Here is a 22,219-nt window from a genome sequence, read left to right as displayed (position 1 = left end):
GTCTCCTTTGGTCATCGTGCGTTACCGGCCGGCGTCGCAAGCGTTCAAAGCCTGGTTGAACGCCTGGCGGTACGCGTTGGGCGCGGCGCCGAAGGCATCGCGAAAGCGATGGCTGAAGTGGCTCGCGTTGGCATAGCCGCAGTCCGCGGCAACGCGCGCAAGCGGCAGATCGGTCGTGCGCAGCAAGCGCCGCGCCCGCTCGAGACGCTGCGCCGCGATCCACGCATGCGGCGGCTGCCCGAACGAGGCGCGGAACATGCGCGCAAGGTGGTACTCGGAAAGGCACGCCACGTCGGCCAGCGCGCCGAGCGTCAACGGCTCGCTCAGGTGAGCGTCGATATGGTCGCGCAGACGCCGTCGCGTGGCGACCGAGAGGCCGCCCTTGAACGCCACGCCCGGCCGCCGCACGCCCTGGCTGCGCAGCAGCAGGCTCAGCACTTCATGGGCCGTTTCGTTGCTGCGCAGGAGTCCTTCGGGATTCGCCCAGTCTTCGTTGGCGAGGCGCTGGCACAGCTCGGCGATACGTCCGTCCTCGAAATACGTGCGGTCGGCCAGCGTGAGTTCGCGCGGCTCCTGGTCGAGCTCGCGCACGGCGCGCTGAGTGAAGTGCTCGGGCAGGAAATAGAGGTGCATGAAATGCATGTGGCCCCGCACCCACCAGCGCGATTCATGATCGCCCGGCAGCGCGCACAGGCGGCTTGGCGCGCCGTAAATGCCGGGCAGTTTCTGCCGTTCGGTGCGGTAGCCGCCGTCGAGATAGCACGATAGCGTGTGGTGGCCCGGCTGCGCGTAGACGGTCTCGGCTTCGCGCGTTTCGCGTGTCCACACGGCCGCCGCGAGCCGGTCGCCGAGCCACGCGAAGCGCTCCAGCGTGGCGTTGGCCGCGCTCAGCGTGCGGCACACCGAATGAAGCCCGAACGGCGGCGCGGCGAGATCGAGCGCGGGGATGGGCACCTGGGCATTCATGGTCGGTTCACGAACAAACGGGCGTTGAGGGATTAGGGGGCGCGACGGTCGCAGCGCTGGTGGAAGCGCTGGTGGAAGTATACGCCGCGCTCCAGGGGCCGCACCGCGCCGCCCGAAATGAAAGCGCAATTTTGGACAAGCGCCGGGCGGCGCAGCGCGCCATAGTAAGCGCATAGAATCCACGCTTTCCCAAGTCCATGAATCTTGCGCTTTACTTCGTCACCGTGCTGATCTGGGGTACGACCTGGATTGCCATCAAATGGCAACTCGGCGTCGTGCCCGCGCCCGTTTCGATCGCCTGGCGCTTCGGGCTCGCGGCGCTCCTGATGTTCGCGCTGCTGCGCGCGATGCGCCGTCCGCTCTGGCCGCCGCGCGCGGCATGGCGCTATCTGGCGGCCCAGGGCCTCGCGCTGTTCTGCCTGAATTTCCTGTGCTTCTACTATGCCGAGAACATCGTGCCGAGCGGCCTCGTCGCCGTGGTGTTCTCCACGGCGCCGCTGCTCAATTCGATCAATGGCCGCCTGTTCATGGGGCGGCCGTTGCAACCGGCGGCGGTGGGCGGCGCGGTGCTAGGGCTGATCGGCATCGTGTGCCTGTTCGTGCAGCAGATGGCCGGGCATCTCGGCGAGCAGACCGTATGGCTCGGGCTGGCGGTCGCCTTTCTCGGCACGATGTGTTTTTCAGCGGGCAATCTGCTGTCGAGCCGCATGCAGTCGATGGGCCTGCATCCTCTCGTCACGAACGGCTGGGCCATGCTGATCGGCACCGCGGTGCTCGTGGCCGGCAGCGCGCTGGCGGGCCTGCCGTTTCGCATCGAGATGGACGCGCGCTACCTCGGCGCGCTCGCCTGGCTCGTGGTGGCAGGCTCCGTGATCGGCTTCACCGCGTACCTGATGCTAGTGGGGCGCATCGGGCCCGAGCGCGCGGCCTATTGCACGGTGCTGTTCCCGATCGTGGCGCTCGCGGTTTCGACGGTATTCGAAGGCTACCGCTGGTCGTTGCTGGCCGTGGTCGGCCTGGTGCTGGTCGTGTCGGGCAATCTCGTCGCGTTCGATCTCACGCGGCGCGTGTTCGCGCGGCGCGCGCCGGCTTCGTGAGGGGCGCAGCGTAGCGCTTCTGTAGCCTGCGTGACGTTAGGGCTCCAGCAAACGAATGAGCCGCATCTCCTCGAAATCGAGCTCCGATTCGATGCGATGGAGCACGGCGTCATCCACCCGGCCGTTGCGATGCAGATCGAGCAACGCGCCGCGCGTCACGCCGACGAGTTCGAGCTCCATGCGCAAGAGTTGCGCACGCTCCTCGATCCGCAACCCGCCGGTGAGGTGCGCGCCCTTGTTCGCCGTCACGCGAACCTTGTATTCGGCGATCAGGCGATCGAGCGTGGCGCGCGGAATATGGGGCCCTTGTTTCGCCATGTCCTTCGCCGCGTCGAGCGCCGCGCCGAACGAATGCGCGCGCGCTTCGTGCTCGGACATCGTATGGCGCACGGCGGGGCGCAGCTTGAGCCAGCGGATCAACGGCGCGAGGCTGCCGCCCTGCACGACGAGCGTGGCGATGATGAGCAGGAAGGTGCTGAAGACGATCACGTCGCGGCCCGGAAAATTCTCCGGCAACGCGATGGCCGCCGCCAGGCTGACCACGCCGCGCATGCCCGCCCAACCCATGACGATGGCCTCGGCGAGCGACCATGCCTCGCCGCCCGAACGGCGCGCGCGCAAACGGCTCGGCAACCAGACCGCGGCGAGCACCCAGACCAGCCGCGCGACGATGGCGGCCGCCGTTGCGGGCAGCGCGACCCGCAGGCCGGCCATCACCACGGCGCTTTCGTGATTGACGCGCGCGAGGATCTCGTGCAGCACGAGGCCGATCATGATGAACACCAGCGCGTCGAGGATGAACACGACCGCTTCCCAGGTCGCTTTCGCCTTGATGCGCAGATCGGCGCTGAACACGCGGTGCTGGCGGATGCCCAGCACGAGCCCGCACGTCACGACCGACAACACGCCCGAGCCGCCCACGGCTTCCGCGATGCCGTAGCTCGCCCACGCCATCACGAACGTCACGACGATGCCCAGCATGGGCTCGCCCAGGCGCGGCAGCGCCCAGCACATGACGTGGCCGCACAGCAGCCCGACGATGATGCCGATGAGGATCAGCTCGAAGAACAGGCCCGTCGCGCTGGCGAACGTGATGGTGGCGGCGAGCGCCGCCGACACGGCCATTTGATACAGCAGCAGGCCCGAAGCGTCATTCACAAGGCTTTCCCCTTCGAGCACGGCGACGAGCCTGGCGGGCAGGGGATAACGTTGCAGAATCGCTTTCGCCGCCACGGCGTCGGGCGGCGAGACGATCGCGCCGAGCGTGAAACAGGCGGCCCACGGCAACGCCGGGTTGACGGTGTGGACCGTGACCGCCACGGCAACCGTCGTGAAGGTCACCGCGCCCAGCACGAGCGAAACGATGGTGCCCAGTTCCCCGCGAAACTCCTTCCAGGCGGTATAGAAAGAACTCGACATCAGAAGCGGCGGCATGATGGCCGCAAGCAGCAGATCCGGGTCCGTTTGCGGCACGCGCTTGCCCGCGATCGCAATCACGCAGCCGCCAAAAAGCAGCACGACCGCCGGAGGAATGGCAATGCGATCGGCAAGCCATGTCAGCGCGCCCGCTCCACAGATCAACAAGAGCAGATAGTGGAAAAATTCGACGTTGGTCACGATGCCGGGTTCCAGGGTGCGATGAGTGAGCGGGAGAAGCGCAAAAGAGGGAAAAAAGGACGCCGATGGTTGGGGCCGAACGGCAGCATATCCGACTTCAAATTAGCGTGTCGTTAAGCGAAGGCGACGGCTCGCGGCGTTGCGGTTAAGCCGTTATACGAAGGTTTCGGTCACTCCATCTTTTTCGTGAAACCGCCATGCGATTGCATGATTGCCTGGCCGTCGAGTCGGGCGATATTCTGGAACGCATCGGTTGCCGTGCCATGCGGCAACTCACCGAAGCCCATCAGGAGCGTTCCAGAACATGAACACGTCGCTTGCCGAACATCACGCCTCACCGCTACCGCCCGGCGCGCAAGCGCCGGACTTCACGTTGCCGGCCACGCCGGACCAGAAAATGTCGTTGTCGGAGTTGCGCGGCGCGCCGGTCATCCTCGCCTTCTATCCGGCCGACTGGAGCCCGGTTTGCGGCGACGAACTGGGCTTGTTCAATGCCGCGCTCGACATGTTCAAGCGCTATCAGGCGCAGTTCGTTGCCATCTCCGTGGACAGCGCGTGGTCGCACGCCGCTTTTGCCGCGCAGCGCGGCTATCACTTTCCGCTGCTCGCGGACTTCGAGCCCAAGGGGGCGGTCGCCAAACGCTACGGGGTCTATCGCGCGGCGGAAGGCGTGAGCGAACGGGCGCTTTTCGTGCTCGACGGCGAAGGCGTCGTGCGCTGGTCGGAAGTCTCGCCGATCAGCATCAATCCGGGCGTGGACGGCGTGCTCGACGCCCTCCAGCGCCTCGCCTCCACCCCGCAACAGGATCTGTCATGAGCCATCTCACGGTGCCCGTGGGGCACGCCGATCATGTGCAGGGCGCCGCGGACGCGCCGGTCACGCTCGTCGAATACGGCGACTTCGAATGTCCGTATTGCGGCGCGATGTATCCCGTCATCAAGGCGGTTCAGCACGCGATGGGCGAGCGTCTGCGCTTTGTGTTCCGGCAATTTCCGCTCACTTCGATGCATCCTCACGCGCTTCATGCGGCCGAAATGTCGGAGGCCGCGGCGGCGATCGGGCGCTTCTGGGAGGCGCACGACGTGCTCTATGAAAACCAGAGCGCGCTGAACGACGGGGCGCTCACGACCTACGCCGCGCATCTCGGACTTCGCGCGGGTGACTTGAAGTCGGCGTTCGAAGGCGCGTATGACGAGCGCATTCAAGGCGATTTCGACGGCGGCTTGCGCAGCGGCGTCAACGGCACGCCCTCGCTGTTCATCAACGGCCGGCGTTATGACGGCGACCGCGACGCCGAGAGCCTGCTCGAAGCGCTCAACGCCGTCGCGGCCGGCAAGTGAGCGGGTAGCGCGTCAAGCCGGGTCGAGCGCCCGGCCCTGGCTTGCCGCGAAGGGCCACGCCTGACTGGCGACGATGCGCATCTTCGCGGCAGGGCCGTCTTGCTCCCTGCGCAGGCGATCGAATTTGCGCTGCATGTCGGCCACTTCGCCGCACGCCGCGAGCCGCTCGTGGGCGAAGATTCTCGTCAGCGTGAACATTTCGAAGCGTGTTTTCATGCCGTCTTGCCGGCGCAGCAAAAGCGATTTTTCCGCAAGCAACGCAAGCGCATGCTCGACGGACGCCGCGTCATGCCGCGAATCGGCGGCGATCCGAACGGCTTCGCTCGCATCGAAAGCGCGCGGAAAAACGGCAAGCCGCCGCAGGACCATGCGTTCCAGGTCGCAGAGCGTAGTTTCGCTGCGCAGGAAATTCGCGCTCAGCGTGCGCTGATGTGCGGGCAAATCCTTCATGCGCGACTCGAACACCAGGATGCGCCGCTCGACGTCGCCTGCGAAAGCGTCGAGTCCGACTATCGCAGCGGTTTCGGCGGCGAGTTCGATGGCGAGCGGCACGCCGTCGAGCGAATTGCATACTTTTCGCACGGCGGCCATGCCGGCTTCGCTCATGTTATGGCCTCCGCACAACGCAAAAAAACGCGCGAGGAATAACTCGACCGCTGCGCATTCAGGGGCGTGTTTCGCTTGCACAACCGGTGCTAAAGACGTGAGCGGCGGGACGATCACGCGCGCTTCATAGGAGAGATTCAGCGGCGCGCGGCTCGTGACGAGCATGTGGATGCCGGGGCAGTCTTTCAGCACGGCGTTCACGCAGTGCGCCACCGCATCCACCAGAAGCTCGCAGCCGTCGAGTATCAGGAGCGCCTTCTTTGCGGCGAGCGCCTGCGTCAACGACGCCAGAGACTGCGCACGGTGCACCGAACCCGCAAGCGTTGCGTCTGCGATCTTCGCGATCATTTCCTTGCTGCACGAAGCGGAATCGAGCGAAACCATGAATACCCCGTCGCTGAAATTTTCCAGCGCTTCGAAGCCCAACGCCACGGCCAGGCGCGTCTTGCCGATGCCGCCCGTTCCCAGCAGCGTGAGCAGGCGTGTTTCGCACACGCGGGCCGACAGCGTCGCCACGGCTTGCTCGCGGCCCAGCAGATTGGCGGGCGTGCGGGGCAGGTTATGACGGTTTTCCTCGGTGTTCGCGCGCGTGGCTTCGCCGGTTGCGGGCGTGGCTTCGCCATGCTTCAAGCGGTAGCCGCGCCGGGATACGGTCGTGATCAGATCGCGGTCCTTCCCAAAGGCCCGGCGAATGGCCGACATGTGTACGTGCAGGCTGTTTTCCTCGACCACGCAATCCGGCCACACCTTACGCATGATTTCGTCCTTGGAAACGAGCTTGCCTTCCGCGAGAAGCAGGACTTCGAGAATATCGAAAGCGCGTGTTCCCAGCGTCATATCCAGTCCTGACCGATAGACTTTTCTTGCCACGAGATCGATTTCGACATTTCCGATGCGTTTCATTATTCCACCCGGTCCGGTTTGCAATAGCTTTTTCACGCGCCCGCGTCCCAATCCTGATACTCACGTGCGGTATTCGTAAGACTATCGATCTCGAAGCACACCGTGAATATCAACAGAATCGGTCATGAGGTTGCGTGGCGCGCAATACGATTAAAGGAACTCATAACGGGCTCCTTAAAGCGGCTTGCGTCGCATTGCTCATTACACGCATTCAACAACCGCGCGGCGTTAGGGTGTAACCTCCCCATCACAATGTCATCGCGCCACACGCGCATCATGGAGCCATGGATAAACTCGTAGCCCTCAAGACCCTGCTGGAGGTCGCAGACGCCGGAGGATTCGCCAAGGCGGCGAAGCGCATGGGGGTCGCCACCTCGTCGGTGGCGCGCCTGATGGACGCCCTCGAAGCGCAACTCGGCACGGCGCTGCTCACGCGCACGCCACGCCGCGTGAGCCTGACCGACGCGGGCGCGAGCTATGTCGAGCAGGTATCCAAGGTGCTCGACGGATTGACCGAGGCCGACGAAAGCATCCTCGACAGCGGCGCCGCGCCTATCGGCACGCTGCGCATCACGGTGCCCACGGCCTATAACCGCGTCGTGCTCGCGCCGCACCTCGCGGCGTTTTTGCGCGAGCATCCGAATGTCGCGCTCGATATTGTCGTTGCCGATCACATGATCGACCTCGCGCTGGAGCGTATCGATATCGCCATCCGGATCGGCCTGCCTTCCGATAACCCCAACCTCATTGCCAAAAAGCTGGCGGAGAATCCGCGCGTGGTGGTGGTGAGCCACGAGTATCTGGAGCACAACGGCGTACCGCTCACGCCCGCCGAACTGACCGACCATCAATGCCTGCGCATCGCGTACGGCGGCAGCTATCGCGCCCGTCAAACATGGACGTTCATGCGAGCGGGAGAGCAGGAACGCATCAACGTGCGCGGGCGGCTCGTTTCCAATAGTCTCGACATGCTGCTCGAAGCCGTGCTCGCGGGCCAGGGGCTCGCGCTATTGCCCGAATGGCAGGTCAGGGAGCACATCAACGCAGGGCGGCTCATGCATCTGTTCGCGGACTACCGCGTAACGCCGCAGGGCGACGAGGCCGTCGCTTATGCGGCGTATCTGCCCAACCGGCGGCTCTCGCGAAAAGTGCGGGCGTTTCTCCAGTTCATCGAGGGCCGGGTGGAATAGGGCATCGATCGACTGACGCGACTGCATCATGCGGTTACGCGCTCACGCTATTGCGTGATTGCGCCAAGCCCGAACGACTGCGCCAATTGCTTGCCCTTTGCGATGAGCGGGCCGAGTGCCGTGCGCCTCGCCGTTGACCACGCTGCCAGCGCGCCTTCGATATCGTCGGCGGGGTTCAGGCCGCTCAAGGCTTGCGCAAGCGTGATCGCGTCGTCGGCCGCCTTGGAGGTGCCGGAGGCCGTGTGAGGGCGAACCGTGCACGCGGCGTCGCCCACCAGCGCGACGCGTCCCACGGCAAACGACGGACTCGATGCGTCGAAGATCGCCTGGAGGAATGGCGCCTGCGTGTGCGTCATCAATTGCTGCAAGGCAGGCGGCAGCCCGGCGCGCGCGCAATCGTGCAGATACGCCGTTGCTTCGGCCGAAAGCCCGCCGGGGCTCACGGAGGCATGATGACGATGTCCCTCGCGATCCGTTAGATGGCGGCTCAGCGTCGCCGCGTCGGGTTCGTTTCGATACCACAGCCAGTTGAATCGCCGCTTGCCGGGTTCGATCGCCCCATCCAGCGCGGGAATGGGAAACGTCATGAACAACGCATCCCGTTCGCGCAGGAGCGTGATGCTGTTATCCAGTTCGGCGACGAGCGGCGCCGGAAGCCGCGCTTCTTCCACCACGCCGCGCCAGGCGAGATATCCGGCATACGACGCTCGATAATCGGGGAACAGCATGGCGCGCATGCCGGAGCCCGCGCCGTCCGCCGCAATGAGCAAATCGGCGGCGAGCGTTTCACGTCCGTTGATTTCGATTTCCACGCCGCCTTGCCGGTTTCGCAGGTTCGTGACCGCTTCGCCATAGCGAACGACATCGGGCGGCAGCATCTCGCTCAACGAGCGATAGACCGCGTCCCAAGACGAAAACGGCACGATTTCGCGGCTTTCTTCGATGAGAGAGCCGTCCGATGCCAGCCATCGCCGCCACTCGACCGGCACGGCAAGCGTCTTGCGCGTGGCGTGACCATGCTGCTCCAGAAAACGCATCATCTGGCGCAGGACCGCCACGCCCCCACCGTGGCCGCGCATGCCGGCGGCCGTGCGTTCGAATATCGTGACCTCGTGGCCGACGCAACGCAGCGTCAGCGCCGTCGCCAAACCCGCAATCGAGCCGCCGACAATGGCAATTTTCATGGGCTTCACGCGTCCGGTCGTTTAAACGCTGTGCGCGGGAATGCGCATCAACTGGTTGCCGAGCATGATGCCTCGCGTTGTCATGGCGCGGCCCACACGCAGTTGCTCCGCGTTCCAGCGCGAGAGCGCCCGGTTGAGCGCGCCTTCGCCCGCGTGTTGCGGTTGCTGCGCCGCCTCCAGTTCGAGCGCCAGGGCGTAAGCGTTGGCGGCCGCCTTGGCCGTGCTGCCGGCAGTGTGGGGCCGCGGAACCGAAGCGGCGTCGCCCGTGAGCAACACCCGGCCGTAGCGCATCGAACGCGTTTGCACGTCGACAATGGGCTGCATGAACGGAACGTCGGTGGCATGCACGAGCGCGCGGAACGTCGGCCCGAGCAGCGTTTGCGCTTCATCCTTCAGGCGGTCGATGACCGCTTGCCTGGCAGTCCCAGGCGGCAGCGAGAACGGCCGTTGCACGCCGTCGCGATCCACGAGCAGGTCTTGCAGTTCGTTGGTGTCGTAGCGGCGATACCAGACCCAGTTCCAGCGGCGGCGGCCAGGCTCGGTCGAGTCGTCCTCGCCCGGCACCATGTAGGCGAGCGCGGAGTGCCCAACGCCGTCCGAGAACGCGAAGCGATCGCGCAGTTTATCGGCGGCGAAGGCGGGCAGGTCCGGTTCTTCGATCAGTCCGCGCCATGCGACATAGCCGGCATAGTGCGGTTGCGTCTCGGGTTCGAGCAGCGTGCGCAGCGTCGATCGAACGCCGTCCGCGCCGATCAGCAAATCGGCCGTGTGCTGGTGGCCGCTTTCGAAGTGCGCCGTGACGCGCTCGCCATCGTCCTCGAAGCGGGTGAAGCGTTCGCCCGCGCGCAAGCCGCCGTCCGGCTGCGCGCGCTTTAGCGCCTTGTAGAGCAGGCTCCACGACGTTTGCATTTGCGGCATATAGAAGCGGCTGACGATGCGGTCCGATTCATCGAGGTAGATCCGGTCGCCGGAGAGCACGCCGGGTGGATGCGGCACGGCGACGCCCGCGAACTCGAAGGCCTGCGTGACATCGGGCTGCAACACGACGCCGCCGCCGCGGCTTTCCAGTTCGTGCGCCGAAGCCTCGTAGACAGTCACGTCCCAGTTGGCCGCGCGCAGCGCCGCTGCGGTGACGAGTCCGCCCAGCGATCCGCCCACCACGACGGCGTGTTGTTGAGTATCACGGCTCATGCGAATCTCCCTTGAAGCGCCTTGGCGAACACAACCGGCGGTTGTGCGCCGTTCACGATGAATTTGTCCACGACTATCGTCGGGACCGAGCGGATGCCGAGTGCGTCGGCTTTCACGCGCGAAGCCTCGATGTCGATGTCGCCCGCGTCGGAGCCGAGGTAGGCGCGTGCCGCCTCGGCGTCGAGGCCCTGGCTCGCCGCGAGATCCACCAGTGCGTCGAGGTCGCCGATATCGCGGCCCTGCGCGAAGTACGCACGGAAAATCGCGTCGTAGAGGTGTTCGGCCTGTTCAGGCGTGCCCGCGCCGAGCGCGTGATGGATCAGGCGATGAGCGAGGCGCGTATTGGGCGTGCGTTCGATGCGGCCGAAGTCGAAATGAACGCCGGCGGCCACGCCCGCCGCCGTCACGGTCGCATCGAGCATGTCCGAATGCGCGAGGCTGCCGAACTTGCGCGTGCGGTAGGCGCGGCGGTTCATGCCGTCGCGCGGCATGCCCGGGTTCAGTTCGAATGGCAGAAAGGTGATGTCGTAGCGGTTCTCGCAATCCGCTATCTTTGCGCCGGCCTTCAGGTTGCGATGGCCGATCCGGCACCAGGGGCAAATGAAGTCGTACGCAAGGACGAGTTGTGTGCGTTCCACGAAGCGTGCTCCAGACAAAAATGTGTCATGAGCAGGCTATACGGGAAGGCGTGGGAACAGAATGCCATGACCGCGCAACACCAGATTGCGTGGCGCGCAACTTCGCGCGTGCGAGCGGGCCCGAGGCCCTAGCGCCTCGCGGCGCGCCGCCACGCGCCGGGCGTGGCGCCGCATAGCTTGAGGAACACCCGGCTCAGGTGACTTTGATCCGAAAAGCCGCAGATGATGGCGATTTCCGCGAGCGGCTTTTCCGTGGTTTCGATCAGCACGCGCGCTTCGGTAACGCGTTGTTCGAGCAGCCATTGATGCGGCGTGCGGCCCGTGGTCCGGGCGAACGCGCGAATGAAATAGGCGCGCGAGAGGTGGCATTCGCTCGCAATGTCGCCGATCGAGTTGCCGCTGTCCGAGCGCAGCAGCAGAAGCTCCTTTGCGCGCGCTTCCTGTGCGGGCGTGAGCGTGCCTTTGGCCTGCGTTTCATGGTGCGCGAAGTTGCCGTATTGACGGGCGATATGGATGCCGATGCACAGGCCGACGTGGTCGACGAACAACTTGTTCAACGGTCCGGAAGCGTCGGTGGTTGCGGCCAGCGCGCTCGCAAGATGATAGAGGACGGGGTCTTTTTTCCGCGGCGAGCAGGTGAGCCCGCGGATCACGGGGCTATCGTGTTCGTCGGCGAGACGGGTGAGGAATTCGGGCGACAGCTCGACCAGAACGAAATCGAAATCGCCGTGAAGTTCGGCGGAATACGGCTCGGAAAAGTCGCGCAGATAAATCGAGCTCGAATCGAAGCGGCGCTCTTCGCTGCGCGCGCCGCGAAACAGATGGCGCCGATGCCCGCCCTGTAACGCAATGCCGGCCAGAAAGCCGCGATCGCTGGCCTCGGTCGAGACGCGCTCCGCCCGGGCGTCGTCCATCCCCTTGCGGTAGATCTGGAGGTCGCCGCTGCCGATATGCAGATCCTTGCGCAACCGGCTCGCGGTACAGCCGAGCCCGTCGCGCTTGATCGGCGCAGCGGCGGGAGACGGGCTGATTTCGTTAGCGAGCGACATTGGGCGGATTTTCGTGCGGAATGGCTCGTACGGTTGCGCAACAGCGTGAAGTCACCACGCTCGCGGCAATCGTCACATGTCAAAAACAATTCGCATGATTATATCGTAACGCGCGATTGGCGTTGCAAGCGCTAAAAAACATGTCTGAGGATAATGGCATTTAAATTCGCACGATCACGCTAATTGCCATCCAATAAGACAATTCGATGGCGATTTGATGGTAATTGGGGGCAAGTTGGAGGGAATTCAGGCCGTTGGGCAAGGCCGTTCGAACCCATCTTAACCCAGGCGCATCCCGTTAATTCTTAATCCGTCTGCGCAGCCGGATAAGACGCCGTTTGAGCAGTTTTGTCCAAAGGCCATCGTATCCTGCATCAAAACGGTGCATACGATGCTTTTATTCGCTGTTTCAAGCGGGTTGGCCTGGCAAGCGCGGCCGGCACTCAGTGTGCATTTTTCTTCAAGACTCGTGCGTTACGCCACGCTTACAATCCAGTCGCGTGATCGTTGATGGCAGGCTTGACCAGTCAGTATTGGCAGTAATCGCGCCGCTTCGTCCGGCGGCTCAAGGGAACGTCCATGATCAAAATTGGCGCCTTGCTCGTGAACTTCGAGCAGCGTGAGATTCTGCGCAACGGCTTGCCGCTGCGCATCAGCGCGCGTGCGTTCGACATTCTGGAAGTGCTCTTTCGGGCCAATGGCTCGATCGTGACCAAAGACGACATCATCGACTCGGTCTGGCCCGACCAGATCGTCGAGGAAAATCGCCTGCAAGTGCATATCGCGGCGTTGCGCAAGGCGTTGGAGGCCGATCGCGAGCTGATCAAAACTGTCACGGGCCGCGGTTATATTCTCATTCCTCAAGCGCCGCTCGCGCAGCAGGGCACGCTCGCCTCGAATCTGCCGGGCCGCCCCACGACGCTGGTGGGCCGCGACGCGGATGTCGAGAACGTGGTCGCGAAGCTGGCCGAGTCGGCCGTCGTCACGCTCGTCGGCGCAGGCGGCATCGGCAAGACCGCGCTGGCGATTCGTGTTGCCGAGATGGCGCAGGCGCATTTCGCGCGCACCGTCTGCTTCGTCGAACTGGCCTCCGCGAGTTCGCGCGAGTCCGTGCTGGCTACAATGGCCCTGGCCCTTCAGGTGGGGCCCGCCGAAGTCTTGCAGGACACGCGCGCGCTGCTCGCGAGAATGCCGCCGGAAGGCGTGCTGCTGGTGCTCGACAACGCCGAGCATGTGGTCGATGAAGTGGCGGAGCTTGCCGAGAATCTCGTCGCGCACGCGCGTTGGCTGCGCGTGCTCGTCACGAGCCGCGAGCCGCTCACCATCCGTGCGGAAACCGTCTATCGCGTCGAGCCGCTGGCCGTGCCCGCCACGGAGGATACCGTCGAAGCCATGCTCGATCATGGCGCGGTTCAGCTCTTTCTTCAGCGCGCACGCGATATCGCGCCGCGCTGCGCGGCAGACGAAGCCAGCGTCCGGGCGGTGGCGGACATCTGCCGTCAACTGGAGGGCCTGCCGCTCGCGATCGAACTGGCGGCGGCGCGCGTGGCGACGCTCGGCATCGAGGGCGTGGCGGCGCGGCTCGACGACCGGCTCGATCTTTTGAGTGGCGGCTTGCGTCTTGCACTGCCGCGCCACCAGACCCTGCGGGCCACCTTCGACTGGAGCTACGCGCTGCTCGACGCCGAGGCGAAGGGGCTGTTCCGCAGCCTCGCGTTCTTCGCCGGCACGTTCGCGTTCGACGCCGTTTGCGCCGTGGCGACCGAGCCCGGCGTGCCGATCGCGGCAGCGATCACGGCGCTCGGCGAACTGGCCGCGAAATCGCTGCTCACGGTTGAGTTTCACGGTGCGATCGCGCTGTACCGGCTCACGGAGTCGACCCGCGCGTATGCCATGGAAAAGCTCCATGACGAAGGCGAAGTCCAACGTGTCGCGCAGCGCCATCTACGTTATTTGCAGCGGCAGATCGAAGATCGCTCGGCCCTCGTGCCGCATCGAAGCAAGAGCGCGCAAGCGCATTCCTCGCTCGACGCGGCGCGCAGTGCGTGGGATTGGGCGTTTTCATCCGATGGCGACGCGGCGCTGGGCGTGGCGCTGGCGGGCTCGCTGGTGGGCACGCTGCTCGACGCTTCGCTGGTGCACGAATGCCGCGAGCGCGCACAGCTTGCGCTCGAAACGCTCGACGCATTGCCCAAGGGCGCCGTGGATGCCACCTGCGAAATGCGCGTGTGCTCCGCGTACGCGGCCGCGCTCCTGATGACGGATGGCGCGGCCGCCGACGCCGCCCCGCTTTGGCGCCGGGTGCTGGAGCGGGCCACGGGTTGCGCGGACGCCGTTTTCGAGGCGCGCGCCATGTGGGGCCTGTGGAATGCGGCCATGACCGCGGGCGACATTCATGCGTCGCTGCGCTTTGCCACGCGTTTCGAGGCGCGCACGCAGCGGGGTGGTTCGGCGTGGCAAAAACTCTGTGCGAGCGCGACGCTGGCGGCTTCGCTGCATTGCTTCGGCGAACTCGAACAGGCGCGCGAGCGGCTGGAGCGCACGCTCGCGTCGCTGGAGGTCACGGGACCGCAAAGCCGTGCCGACACCGACCTCGGCATGGAGCCGCGCATCTTCGGCACGGGCACGCTCGCGCGCATCGTGTGGATGCAGGGGGAAACGACGCTCGCGCTCGACCTGATCGAGCGCGCGATCAACCTCGTGCGCGCGGACATGCTGGAGCCTTCGCTGTGCCATCTGCTCGCGGTCGTCGCGGTGCCCATTGCGCTGGCGTGCGGGGAGTCGGAACTCGCGGCGAGCCATCTGGCGTTGCTGCGCTCGCAAGCGGCGCTCAACCGCTTCGACGCGTGGCAAGACTACGGCGAATGCCTCGCGGGTCAGCTCGCGCTGGACGCGGGCCGCCACGAGGAAGGGATCGCCCGGCTCGAAGCGGGGTTGGCGAGCCTGGAGGCTCGCGGGTTCCGCAGGCTCACCTCGCCGCTGATCGTGTCGTTCGCGCAAGCGCTGGTGCGGGAAGGGCGGCTCGACGAGGCGCTCGCGACGATCGACGAGGCGCAGCGGCGCACCGCCTCGGATGGCGACCACGCGTTCGACGCCGAACTGATGCGCACGAGCGCCCAGGTGGACCTCTCTCGCGCGCGCGGGGGGTACGCAGCCGGCGACAAGACGCGCGCGCGCCTCATCGAGGCGGGGCATCGCAAGCTGGCCCAGGCGATGGCGCTGGCACGCGAGCAGGGCGCGTGGCTGTTCGAATTGCGCGCGGCGCTCGATCTCGGCGAGTCGCTGGCGCAGGACGGCGCGCCTCGCGAGGCCCGCGCGTTGCTCGCGCCGTTCGAGCGCTTCGGCGGGGAGCATGCGGCGCAGGGACAGGAGGGCGAGCCCCCGTCCTTGCCCGAAACGCGCAAGCTGGCCGCATTGCGCCGCGAACTCGACATGCCGGGGCTGCGCGACATCGACATGGCCGACGTCATATAGCGTGTGGGGAACACCCGCACTCAGCTTTCTGAAGTTCTGTTTCAGGATTCTTCAGGTTTCACAAAAGACATGGCTTTTCCGCGTCGCTAAGCTGCGGTAGCGAAATCGGGGTGCAGACCGCTCGACGTTTCACGGTTTGTCCGCCCATCGCTTATCAGCCTGAACGCAGTGAGCTCGCCCGGGCCTTCCGCGGCGAAGCAACGACGGAGAACACATGACTACGCAGCAAACCAATACGGATACCATTCTCACCTCGCGCCGCCGCATTCTTTCCGCGGGCGCGGGCATGGCCGGCGCCATGGCCGCCATGTCGAGCCTGCCGGCCGTAGCGGCCACCACGGCCGGTGCGCCTGCGCACGCGCACGGCACGGGTCATCATCACGGCGGCAACTACGTGAGCGCCAAGGACGGCACGCAGATCTACTTCAAGGACTGGGGCACGGGCACGCCGGTGGTGTTCTCGCACGGCTGGCCGCTGTGCGCCGACGCCTGGGACGCGCAAATGCTCTTCCTCGTGAACCAGGGCTACCGCGTGATCGCCCATGACCGCCGCGGCCACGGCCGCTCGGGCCAGCCCTCCGAGGGCAACGACATGGACACCTACGCCGACGACCTGGCCGCCGTGCTCGACGCGCTCGACGTGAAGGGCGCGATGCTCGTGGGTCATTCGACGGGCGGCGGCGAAGTCGCGCACTACATTGGCCGCCACGGCGAGAAGCGCGTGGCCAAGGCCGTGCTGATCGGCGCGGTGCCGCCGATCATGGTGAAGACGGCCAACAATCCGAACGGTCTGCCGATGTCGGTGTTCGACGGCATTCGCGCGGGTGTGGCCGCGAACCGCTCGCAGTTCTACCTCGATCTCGCCACGCCGTTCTACGGTTTCAACCGCCCGAACGCGAAGGTCTCGCAAGGCCTCGTGCAGGAATTCTGGCGCGAAGGCATGGCCGGTTCGATCAAAGGCCAGTACGAGTGCATCAAGCAGTTCTCGGAAGTCGACTATACCGACGATCTGAAGAAGATCAGCGTGCCCACGCTGATCCTGCACGGCGACGACGACCAGATCGTGCCGATCGACGACTCGGCGAAGCTCTCGGCGAAGATCGTGAAGAACGCCACGCTCAAGATCTACCAGGGCGCGCCGCACGGCATGTGCAGCACGCACGTCGATCAGGTCAACGCGGATCTGCTCGCCTTCCTCAAGGCCTGACGATCATCGCGCCGACTGTGCGCGACGATCCCGGCTGAAAAGCGCAAGGGAAAGTGATTCAAGCCGCGCCGCCAACACGGCGCGGCTTGAATCGCGTCGTCTCGCGCTCAGAAAAGCCATCATAAATCTTCAGGCTTTACACAGGACTTTCAGGTGCGGATTCCATAAAGTGAACCCTTTGCGAAGTCCTTGAAAGCCGAAGCGATATTCCGGATGCGGCGCATGGCGAAGTGGTCTCGGCAGGCCACTGCACGCCCGAGACCGGACCCTCCGGTGCGGGGTGTGGCGCGCGTGTGACGCGAGTGTTACACGCGATTCGGACTACAAAAGAATTCACTCAAGACACAGGAGAGCGTCGATGAGCGCATCCGATCAACCTCAGCGTATTGCCGACCTCGTGATCTACAACGGCAAGATCGCGACCCAGGACGAGCGCCGCTCGTTCGCCACGGCGCTCGCGGTTGCCGACGGCAAGATCGTCGCGTCCGGCAACGAGCGCGATGTCATGCAATGGGCGCGCGACGACGCGCGCCGTATCGATCTCAACGGCCGCACTGTGATTCCCGGTCTGAATGACTCGCACTTGCATGTGATTCGCGGCGGCCTGAACTTCAACATGGAGTTGCGCTGGGACGGCGTGCCGTCGTTGCAGGACGCGCTGGAGATGTTGCGCGCGCAGGTCGCGCGCACGCCCGCGCCGCAATGGGTGCGCGTGGTGGGCGGCTGGAACGAATTCCAGTTCGCTGAAAAGCGCGGCCCCACGCTCGACGAGATCAACGCCATCGCGCCGGACACACCGGTCTTCATCCTGCACCTCTACGACAGCGCGCTGCTGAACGCGGCGGCGCTGCGCGCTGTCGGCTACACGCGCGACACGCCCAATCCGCCGGGCGGCGAGATCCAGCGCGACCGGCGCGGCAATCCCACCGGCATGCTGATCGCGCGGCCCAACGCGGGCCTGCTGTACGCCACGCTTGCCAAAGGTCCCAAGCTGCCGATCGACGACCAGATGAATTCCTCGCGCCAGTTCATGCGCGAGTTGAACCGTCTGGGCGTGACGAGCGCGATCGACGCGGGCGGCGGCTACCAGGCCTACCCCGACGACTACGCCGTCATCATGGAGCTGGCGCGCCGCGAGCAGCTCACGATCCGCATCGCCTACAACCTCTTCACGCAGAACGCGAAGCGCGAGATCGAAGACTTCGCGCGCTGGGTGAAGGCCACGCGGCCCGGCGACGGCGACGACTTCCTGAAGGTCAACGGCGCGGGCGAAATGCTGGTCTTTTCGGCCGCCGACTTCGAGGACTTCCTGGAGCCGCGCCCCGATCTGCCCGAGGAGATGGAGAAGGAACTCGAAGGCGTGGTGCGCCTGCTGGTGCAGAACCGCTGGCCGTGGCGCCTGCACGCGACCTACGACGAGTCGATCAGCCGCTTCCTCGACGTGTTCGAGCGCGTGAACGCCGACACGCCGTTCAACGGCCTGCGCTGGTTCTTCGACCACTGCGAGACGATTTCGGAGCGCAACATCGAGCGTATTGCGGCGCTGGGCGGCGGCATTGCCGTGCAGCATCGCATGGCCTACCAGGGCGAGTATTTCATCGCGCGCTACGGCGCGGAGGCCGCGGCCCACACGCCGCCCGTGCGCAGGATGCTGGAAGCGGGCCTGCCCGTGGGCGCGGGTACGGACGCCACGCGCGTGGCGAGCTACAACCCGTTCGTTTCGCTCTACTGGCTCGTTTCGGGGCGCACGGTGGGCGGCACGCCGATGTACGCGCAGCGCGACCGGCTCGAACGCATGGAAGCGCTGCGCCGTTACACGGTGGGCAGCGCGTGGTTCTCGAACGACGAAACGAAGAAGGGCGCGCTCGTGCCGGGCCAGTTTGCCGATTTCGCCGTGCTCAGCGACGACTTCTTCACCATCGAGGAAGAGTCGATCAAGCATCTGACTTCGGTGCTGACCGTCGTGGGCGGACGCATCGTGTATGCCGACGCGGAGTTCGACGCCCTGAGCCCGCCCGCGCTGCCGGTGAGCCCCTCGTGGTCGCCCGTGGCCGAGTTCGGCGGCTACGCGCGCTACAAGCCTGTCACCGCGCTCCATGCCGCCGTGCCCGCGCAGTCGTGCAGCGACGCCTGCGTGAACCTGTGCGGCATTCACCAGCACGCGCACGGCCGGGCGTGGCGCAGCAACGCCCCGGTATCGGACCAGAACGGGTTCTGGGGCGCGCTGGGTTGCAGTTGCTTCGCGTTCTGAACCGGAGCACGCGGCCATGAAACGCATCGACGCCGCGCGCGCCGCGCTCACGTCGATAACCGTCAATAACGATCGGGATATCCGGAAGGACTTCTATGCAAACAGCGTCGTGGCGCACGGTCAGCGAAGTCGCTGGCGTGCGGATTCCGCGTACGCCTGTGGCGACCGCGGCCGTCGAAAGCGCATGCGCCACGTTGCCGCCCATCCTGATCGGGCACGCCAACCGGGTGTTCATGTTCGCGATGCTCAGGGCGCAGCGCGGCGGCATGGAATGCGACACGGATTCGCTTTACGTCAGTGCGATGTACGCGAACATGGGGCTGAGCCCCGCGTACTCGCATTCGACCATGCGCTATGAAATCGACAGCGCCGACGCGGCCCGGCATCTGCTGCACCACTACGGCGCGAACAGCCAGAAGCAGCATGATGCGTGGCTGGCGATCGCCCTGCATACGTCGCCTGGCATTCCGGCACGGGTGACGCCGCTTTCGGATCTGCTCGCGGCGGCGGTTCGCACCGATCTGATCGGCACGAACCTGCATCTGTACACGGAGCACGAGCGGGCAAGCGTGCTCGCGACGTTTCCTCGCGGGAAGGGCTACAAGCAGGAGGTCATTTGCGCCTTCGGGCGCGGGCTCGCTTTTCGGCCGCAAACGACCGTGGGCAATCAGTGTGCCGACGTGCTGGACCGGATCGATCCCGACTACCGCCGCATCAATTTTTGCGGGCAGATCCTGGGTTCGCCCTGGCTGGAGTAGGGGATGCAGGGGGGCGTCGTCTTTAGGCCTCATTTTTTAGTCCGCATCGCCGTTCACCGGCGACGCCTGGAGAGTGCTACATGTCGTATCTGATCTCGTTGGGGACCGCACTGGTGGCGGGCCGGTCCCGCCACTTCTCGTGCGCTCCTCACGCCCCGGCGTTGAGCGCACAGGACGGCACCATGAAAACCATCACGCCCGCAAGCGACGCATCATGCAGCAACGAACACTAAGCGAGCGGGCACGATTCGCGGGAAGCATGCTCGATTCGCTACTCGGCGAGAACGGCGTGCTCGCTTTCGTCGCGGGCTATGTCGACACGCTTGGCTTCGTGGCCCTGTACGGTCTGTTCACCGCGCACGTCACGGGCAACTTCATCCTGATCGGCTCGGGGCTCGCGGGTGCGGGCAACGGCCTGTCGATCAAGCTGCTGGCGTTTCCCGCGTTCGTGAGCGGCATTGTCGTCGCGCGCCTGCTCGACGACAAGTTGCGCGCCCGCCCCGAAAGCACGCGCGCGGTCGGGCTTTACATCTTGCAGATCGCCTTCCTCGTTGCCTTCATGGTCGCAGGCATTGTCGCCGCGCCCATCACCAACTCGAACGCGCCCCTGACGATCGTTTGCGGGTTGCTGGGCGCGGCCGGCATGGGCGTGCAGAACGCACACGCGCGCCTCGCGACGCGCGGCGTGGCCGCCAATACGGTGATGACGGGCAATGTCACGCAGGCCGTGATCGATGCGTTCGATCTGCTCGCGCCCGGCACCGCGCACGTGGACCGGGGCGAAGCGCGCACGCGGCTCGTGCGCACGCTGCCGCCGGTGCTCGCGTTTGCGCTGGGCGCGGGCGGCGGGGCGCTGGGCTGGCTGGTCGGCGCGTTCTGGGCGCTGATCGTACCGCTCGTGCTGCTTGGCGTGCTCGCTTGCGGCGCGTTTCGAATCGGGCGTGAAAGCGCGTGACGGCGGGCCGTCGCGCTTCACCCCCTTCATTTTCTCTGGATCACCAAGGAGTTTGCGTTGAGCTTCATTTCATTCAACCGTTCGCTGCGGGCGCTCGTTGCGGCAAGCATCGCCGTGGGTCTGTCGCTGCCTTTCACGGCCGCGATGGCAGACGACGCGACGTACTCGTACTATCCGCAGCCGGTCGAGGCGCCCGATGTTTCCGTTGGCGCGCAATACGACACCACGCACGTCTATGTTTCGGGCAACGACATCGACGCCTTCGTGAACAGCTTTCTCGCGACCTTCGGCGGCAAGGCTTCGCCGCGCGCCGTGTTCACGGTCACGCCCACGCCCAGCAAGACGGCTTCGCAATACGTGCAGACGCCGGTGGGCATGCTCTCGGTGTTCGCGTTCGAGACGCCCGTTCCGTACCCGTTCGGCAACGAGCGCACGGGCTATCTCGTGACCGACATCGACAAGGCGGTGCGCGCCGCACGCGCGGCGGGCGCGGACGTGCTCGTCGACACGTTCGACGACCCGATCGGCAAGGACGCCATCATCCAGTGGCCGGGCGGTCTCACGATGCAGCTCTATTGGCACACCAAAGCGCCTTCGTATGCGCCGCTGGAATTCGTGCCCGACAATCGCGTGTATGTGTCGAAGTACGAGGCGCAGAACTTCATCAAGCGCTTCGTGCGCTTCTCGCACGGCAAGATCGTGTCCAATAACCGCCAGGCGGACGGCGCCGAAATCGGCAAGCCCGGTGAAACGATTCGCCGCGTGCGTCTGCAATCGGGCTTCGGCAACATGCTGGTGTTCGTGACCGACGGCAAGCTGCCTTACCCGTATGGCCGCGAAACGACGGGCTACGAGGTCGCCGATCTCGACGCCACGCTCGCAAAGGCGCAGGCCGCCGGCGTGAAGGTGCTGGTGGCGCCCGCGCAGAACGCCGAAGGCCGCACGGCCATGGTCGAGTTTCCCGGCGGTTACGTCGCGGAGATTCATCAACGCGCGAAGTAAGCGGCATGCGTAATCGAATCGCAAGCGCCATGAAGCGCGTGACGGGGCGAACCCGGTCGCAAGCGCGCGGGCCGACGCGTCGCTACGCGAGCGTGGCGCTTGCCACGCTCGCCGCGCTCCAGGTAAGCGCGGCGTACGCCGACGACGCACCCGCTGGCGCATGCGACGTCAAGCGCCCCGTGCCCGGCTTCAACCGCTGGCAGGAAAACTGGGGCGTGCTCGCGAATCCGTGCCTGCCGCACAGGCCGTTTGACGGACTCAAGTACATCCCGCTTTCGAGGAACGATCCCACCTGGTATCTCTCGCTCGGCGCAAACCTGCGCGAGCGGTTCGAACTCAACAACACGCCGCTCTTCGGCCTTGGCAGCGCACGCCCCGACAACTGGGTGATCCAGCGCGCCGAAGTCCACGCCGACGCGCGCTTCGGCGAGCACGTGCAGGCGTTCTTCCAGCTCGAAGACGCGCGGCCGTTCGATAAGGACTCCGTCACACCGGTGGACAAGAACCCGCTCGACATCGAGCAGGCGTTCGTGGCGTTCGTCTACGGCGTGGGCGGCGGCACGTTCAAGGCGCGCGTGGGGCGGCAGGAAATGGCGTTCGACTTGCAGCGTTTCGTTTCGGTGCGAGACGGCCCGAACGTGCGCCAGGCGTTCGACGCGCTGTGGGCCGACTACGAGATCGGCAAGTGGCGCTTCATCGGCTACCTCACGCAGCCCGTGCAGTACCGCGACGCGGCCGTGTTCGACGACGTCTCGAACGGCCACCTCACGTTCAGCGGCGTGCGCGTGGA

General features: G+C 65.5%; 18 protein-coding genes. 11 read left to right on the top strand and 7 right to left on the bottom strand.

Annotation, left to right across the window (positions count from 1 at the left end; translation table 11 throughout):
* Positions 1–21: 21 nt before the first annotated feature.
* The gene (locus tag C7401_RS05320) at positions 22–966 is read right to left on the bottom strand and encodes a helix-turn-helix domain-containing protein (RefSeq protein WP_112170325.1); all 945 of its coding nucleotides are present in this window, start codon (positions 964–966) and stop codon (positions 22–24) included.
* A gap of 197 nt (positions 967–1,163) precedes the next feature.
* Here C7401_RS05320 and C7401_RS05315 point away from each other — a divergent pair, with 197 nt between their 5' ends.
* Positions 1,164–2,063 carry a DMT family transporter gene (locus tag C7401_RS05315; protein WP_112170324.1) on the top strand — a complete coding sequence of 300 codons (900 nt, stop codon included), beginning with the start codon at positions 1,164–1,166 and terminating at the stop codon, positions 2,061–2,063.
* Positions 2,064–2,099: 36 nt separating this feature from the next.
* Here the strand turns inward: C7401_RS05315 and C7401_RS05310 are convergent, their stop codons facing one another.
* Entirely contained in the window at positions 2,100–3,680 is a 1,581-nt protein-coding gene (locus C7401_RS05310; RefSeq protein WP_112170323.1) for a cation:proton antiporter, read from the bottom strand.
* 304 nt (positions 3,681–3,984) lie between these two features.
* Between C7401_RS05310 and C7401_RS05305 the strand changes: the two genes are divergently transcribed.
* The gene (locus C7401_RS05305) at positions 3,985–4,497 is read left to right on the top strand and encodes a redoxin domain-containing protein (RefSeq protein ID WP_112170322.1); all 513 of its coding nucleotides are present in this window, start codon (positions 3,985–3,987) and stop codon (positions 4,495–4,497) included.
* Positions 4,494–5,021, top strand: coding sequence for a DsbA family protein (locus C7401_RS05300; RefSeq protein WP_112170321.1), 528 nt, complete (start codon positions 4,494–4,496; stop codon positions 5,019–5,021). Before C7401_RS05305 ends, C7401_RS05300 begins: the two co-directional genes overlap by 4 nt.
* Positions 5,022–5,033: 12 nt before the next feature.
* Here C7401_RS05300 and C7401_RS05295 read toward each other — a convergent pair whose 3' ends face one another.
* Positions 5,034–6,566, bottom strand: a complete 1,533-nt coding sequence (locus C7401_RS05295) for an ATP-binding protein (RefSeq protein ID WP_146757883.1) — start codon at positions 6,564–6,566, stop codon at positions 5,034–5,036.
* 248 nt (positions 6,567–6,814) lie between these two features.
* Between C7401_RS05295 and C7401_RS05290 the strand changes: the two genes are divergently transcribed.
* Positions 6,815–7,720 (top strand): LysR family transcriptional regulator, encoded by a 906-nt coding sequence (locus C7401_RS05290; RefSeq protein ID WP_112170319.1) that lies wholly within the window; start codon positions 6,815–6,817, stop codon positions 7,718–7,720.
* A gap of 47 nt (positions 7,721–7,767) precedes the next feature.
* On the opposite strand, the gene C7401_RS05285 is transcribed toward C7401_RS05290, so the two are convergent.
* The 4 genes from C7401_RS05285 to C7401_RS05270 form a co-directional block, all read right to left on the bottom strand.
* Complete coding sequence (locus C7401_RS05285; RefSeq protein ID WP_112170318.1) at positions 7,768–8,904, bottom strand: FAD binding domain-containing protein; 1,137 nt, start codon at positions 8,902–8,904, stop codon at positions 7,768–7,770.
* A gap of 21 nt (positions 8,905–8,925) precedes the next feature.
* Positions 8,926–10,095, bottom strand: a complete 1,170-nt coding sequence (locus C7401_RS05280; protein ID WP_112170317.1) for an FAD binding domain-containing protein — start codon at positions 10,093–10,095, stop codon at positions 8,926–8,928.
* Entirely contained in the window at positions 10,092–10,733 is a 642-nt protein-coding gene (locus C7401_RS05275) for a DsbA family oxidoreductase (protein ID WP_112170316.1), read from the bottom strand. The genes C7401_RS05280 and C7401_RS05275 overlap by 4 nt, the downstream gene beginning before the upstream one ends.
* Before the next feature lie 128 nt (positions 10,734–10,861).
* Positions 10,862–11,782, bottom strand: a complete 921-nt coding sequence (locus C7401_RS05270; protein WP_112170315.1) for a helix-turn-helix transcriptional regulator — start codon at positions 11,780–11,782, stop codon at positions 10,862–10,864.
* Positions 11,783–12,361: 579 nt separating this feature from the next.
* On the opposite strand from C7401_RS05270, the gene C7401_RS05265 reads away from it, so the two are divergent.
* The 7 genes from C7401_RS05265 to C7401_RS05235 all read left to right on the top strand — a co-directional run.
* Complete coding sequence (locus C7401_RS05265) at positions 12,362–15,256, top strand: ATP-binding protein (protein ID WP_112170314.1); 2,895 nt, start codon at positions 12,362–12,364, stop codon at positions 15,254–15,256.
* Positions 15,257–15,470: 214 nt separating this feature from the next.
* Positions 15,471–16,463 (top strand): alpha/beta fold hydrolase, encoded by a 993-nt coding sequence (locus C7401_RS05260; RefSeq protein WP_112170313.1) that lies wholly within the window; start codon positions 15,471–15,473, stop codon positions 16,461–16,463.
* 358 nt (positions 16,464–16,821) lie between these two features.
* Positions 16,822–18,714, top strand: coding sequence for an amidohydrolase (locus tag C7401_RS05255; protein WP_112170312.1), 1,893 nt, complete (start codon positions 16,822–16,824; stop codon positions 18,712–18,714).
* Between the two features lie 95 nt (positions 18,715–18,809).
* On the top strand, positions 18,810–19,472 hold the full coding sequence (locus tag C7401_RS05250; protein WP_112170311.1) for an HD domain-containing protein: 663 nt from the start codon (positions 18,810–18,812) through the stop codon (positions 19,470–19,472).
* 214 nt (positions 19,473–19,686) lie between these two features.
* Positions 19,687–20,427, top strand: a complete 741-nt coding sequence (locus tag C7401_RS05245) for a YoaK family protein (protein ID WP_112170310.1) — start codon at positions 19,687–19,689, stop codon at positions 20,425–20,427.
* Between the two features lie 144 nt (positions 20,428–20,571).
* Positions 20,572–21,429 (top strand): VOC family protein, encoded by an 858-nt coding sequence (locus C7401_RS05240; protein WP_373864425.1) that lies wholly within the window; start codon positions 20,572–20,574, stop codon positions 21,427–21,429.
* A gap of 5 nt (positions 21,430–21,434) precedes the next feature.
* The coding region (locus C7401_RS05235) for an alginate export family protein (protein ID WP_258396897.1) at positions 21,435–22,219 on the top strand (785 nt) is incomplete at its 3' end.

It is taken from the genome of Paraburkholderia unamae (assembly GCF_003268775.1).
Classification (GTDB): Bacteria; Pseudomonadota; Gammaproteobacteria; order Burkholderiales; family Burkholderiaceae; genus Paraburkholderia; species Paraburkholderia unamae.
The sequence above is the reverse complement of the archived record's forward strand: the minus strand, read 5'-3'. Positions and strand labels throughout refer to the sequence as shown.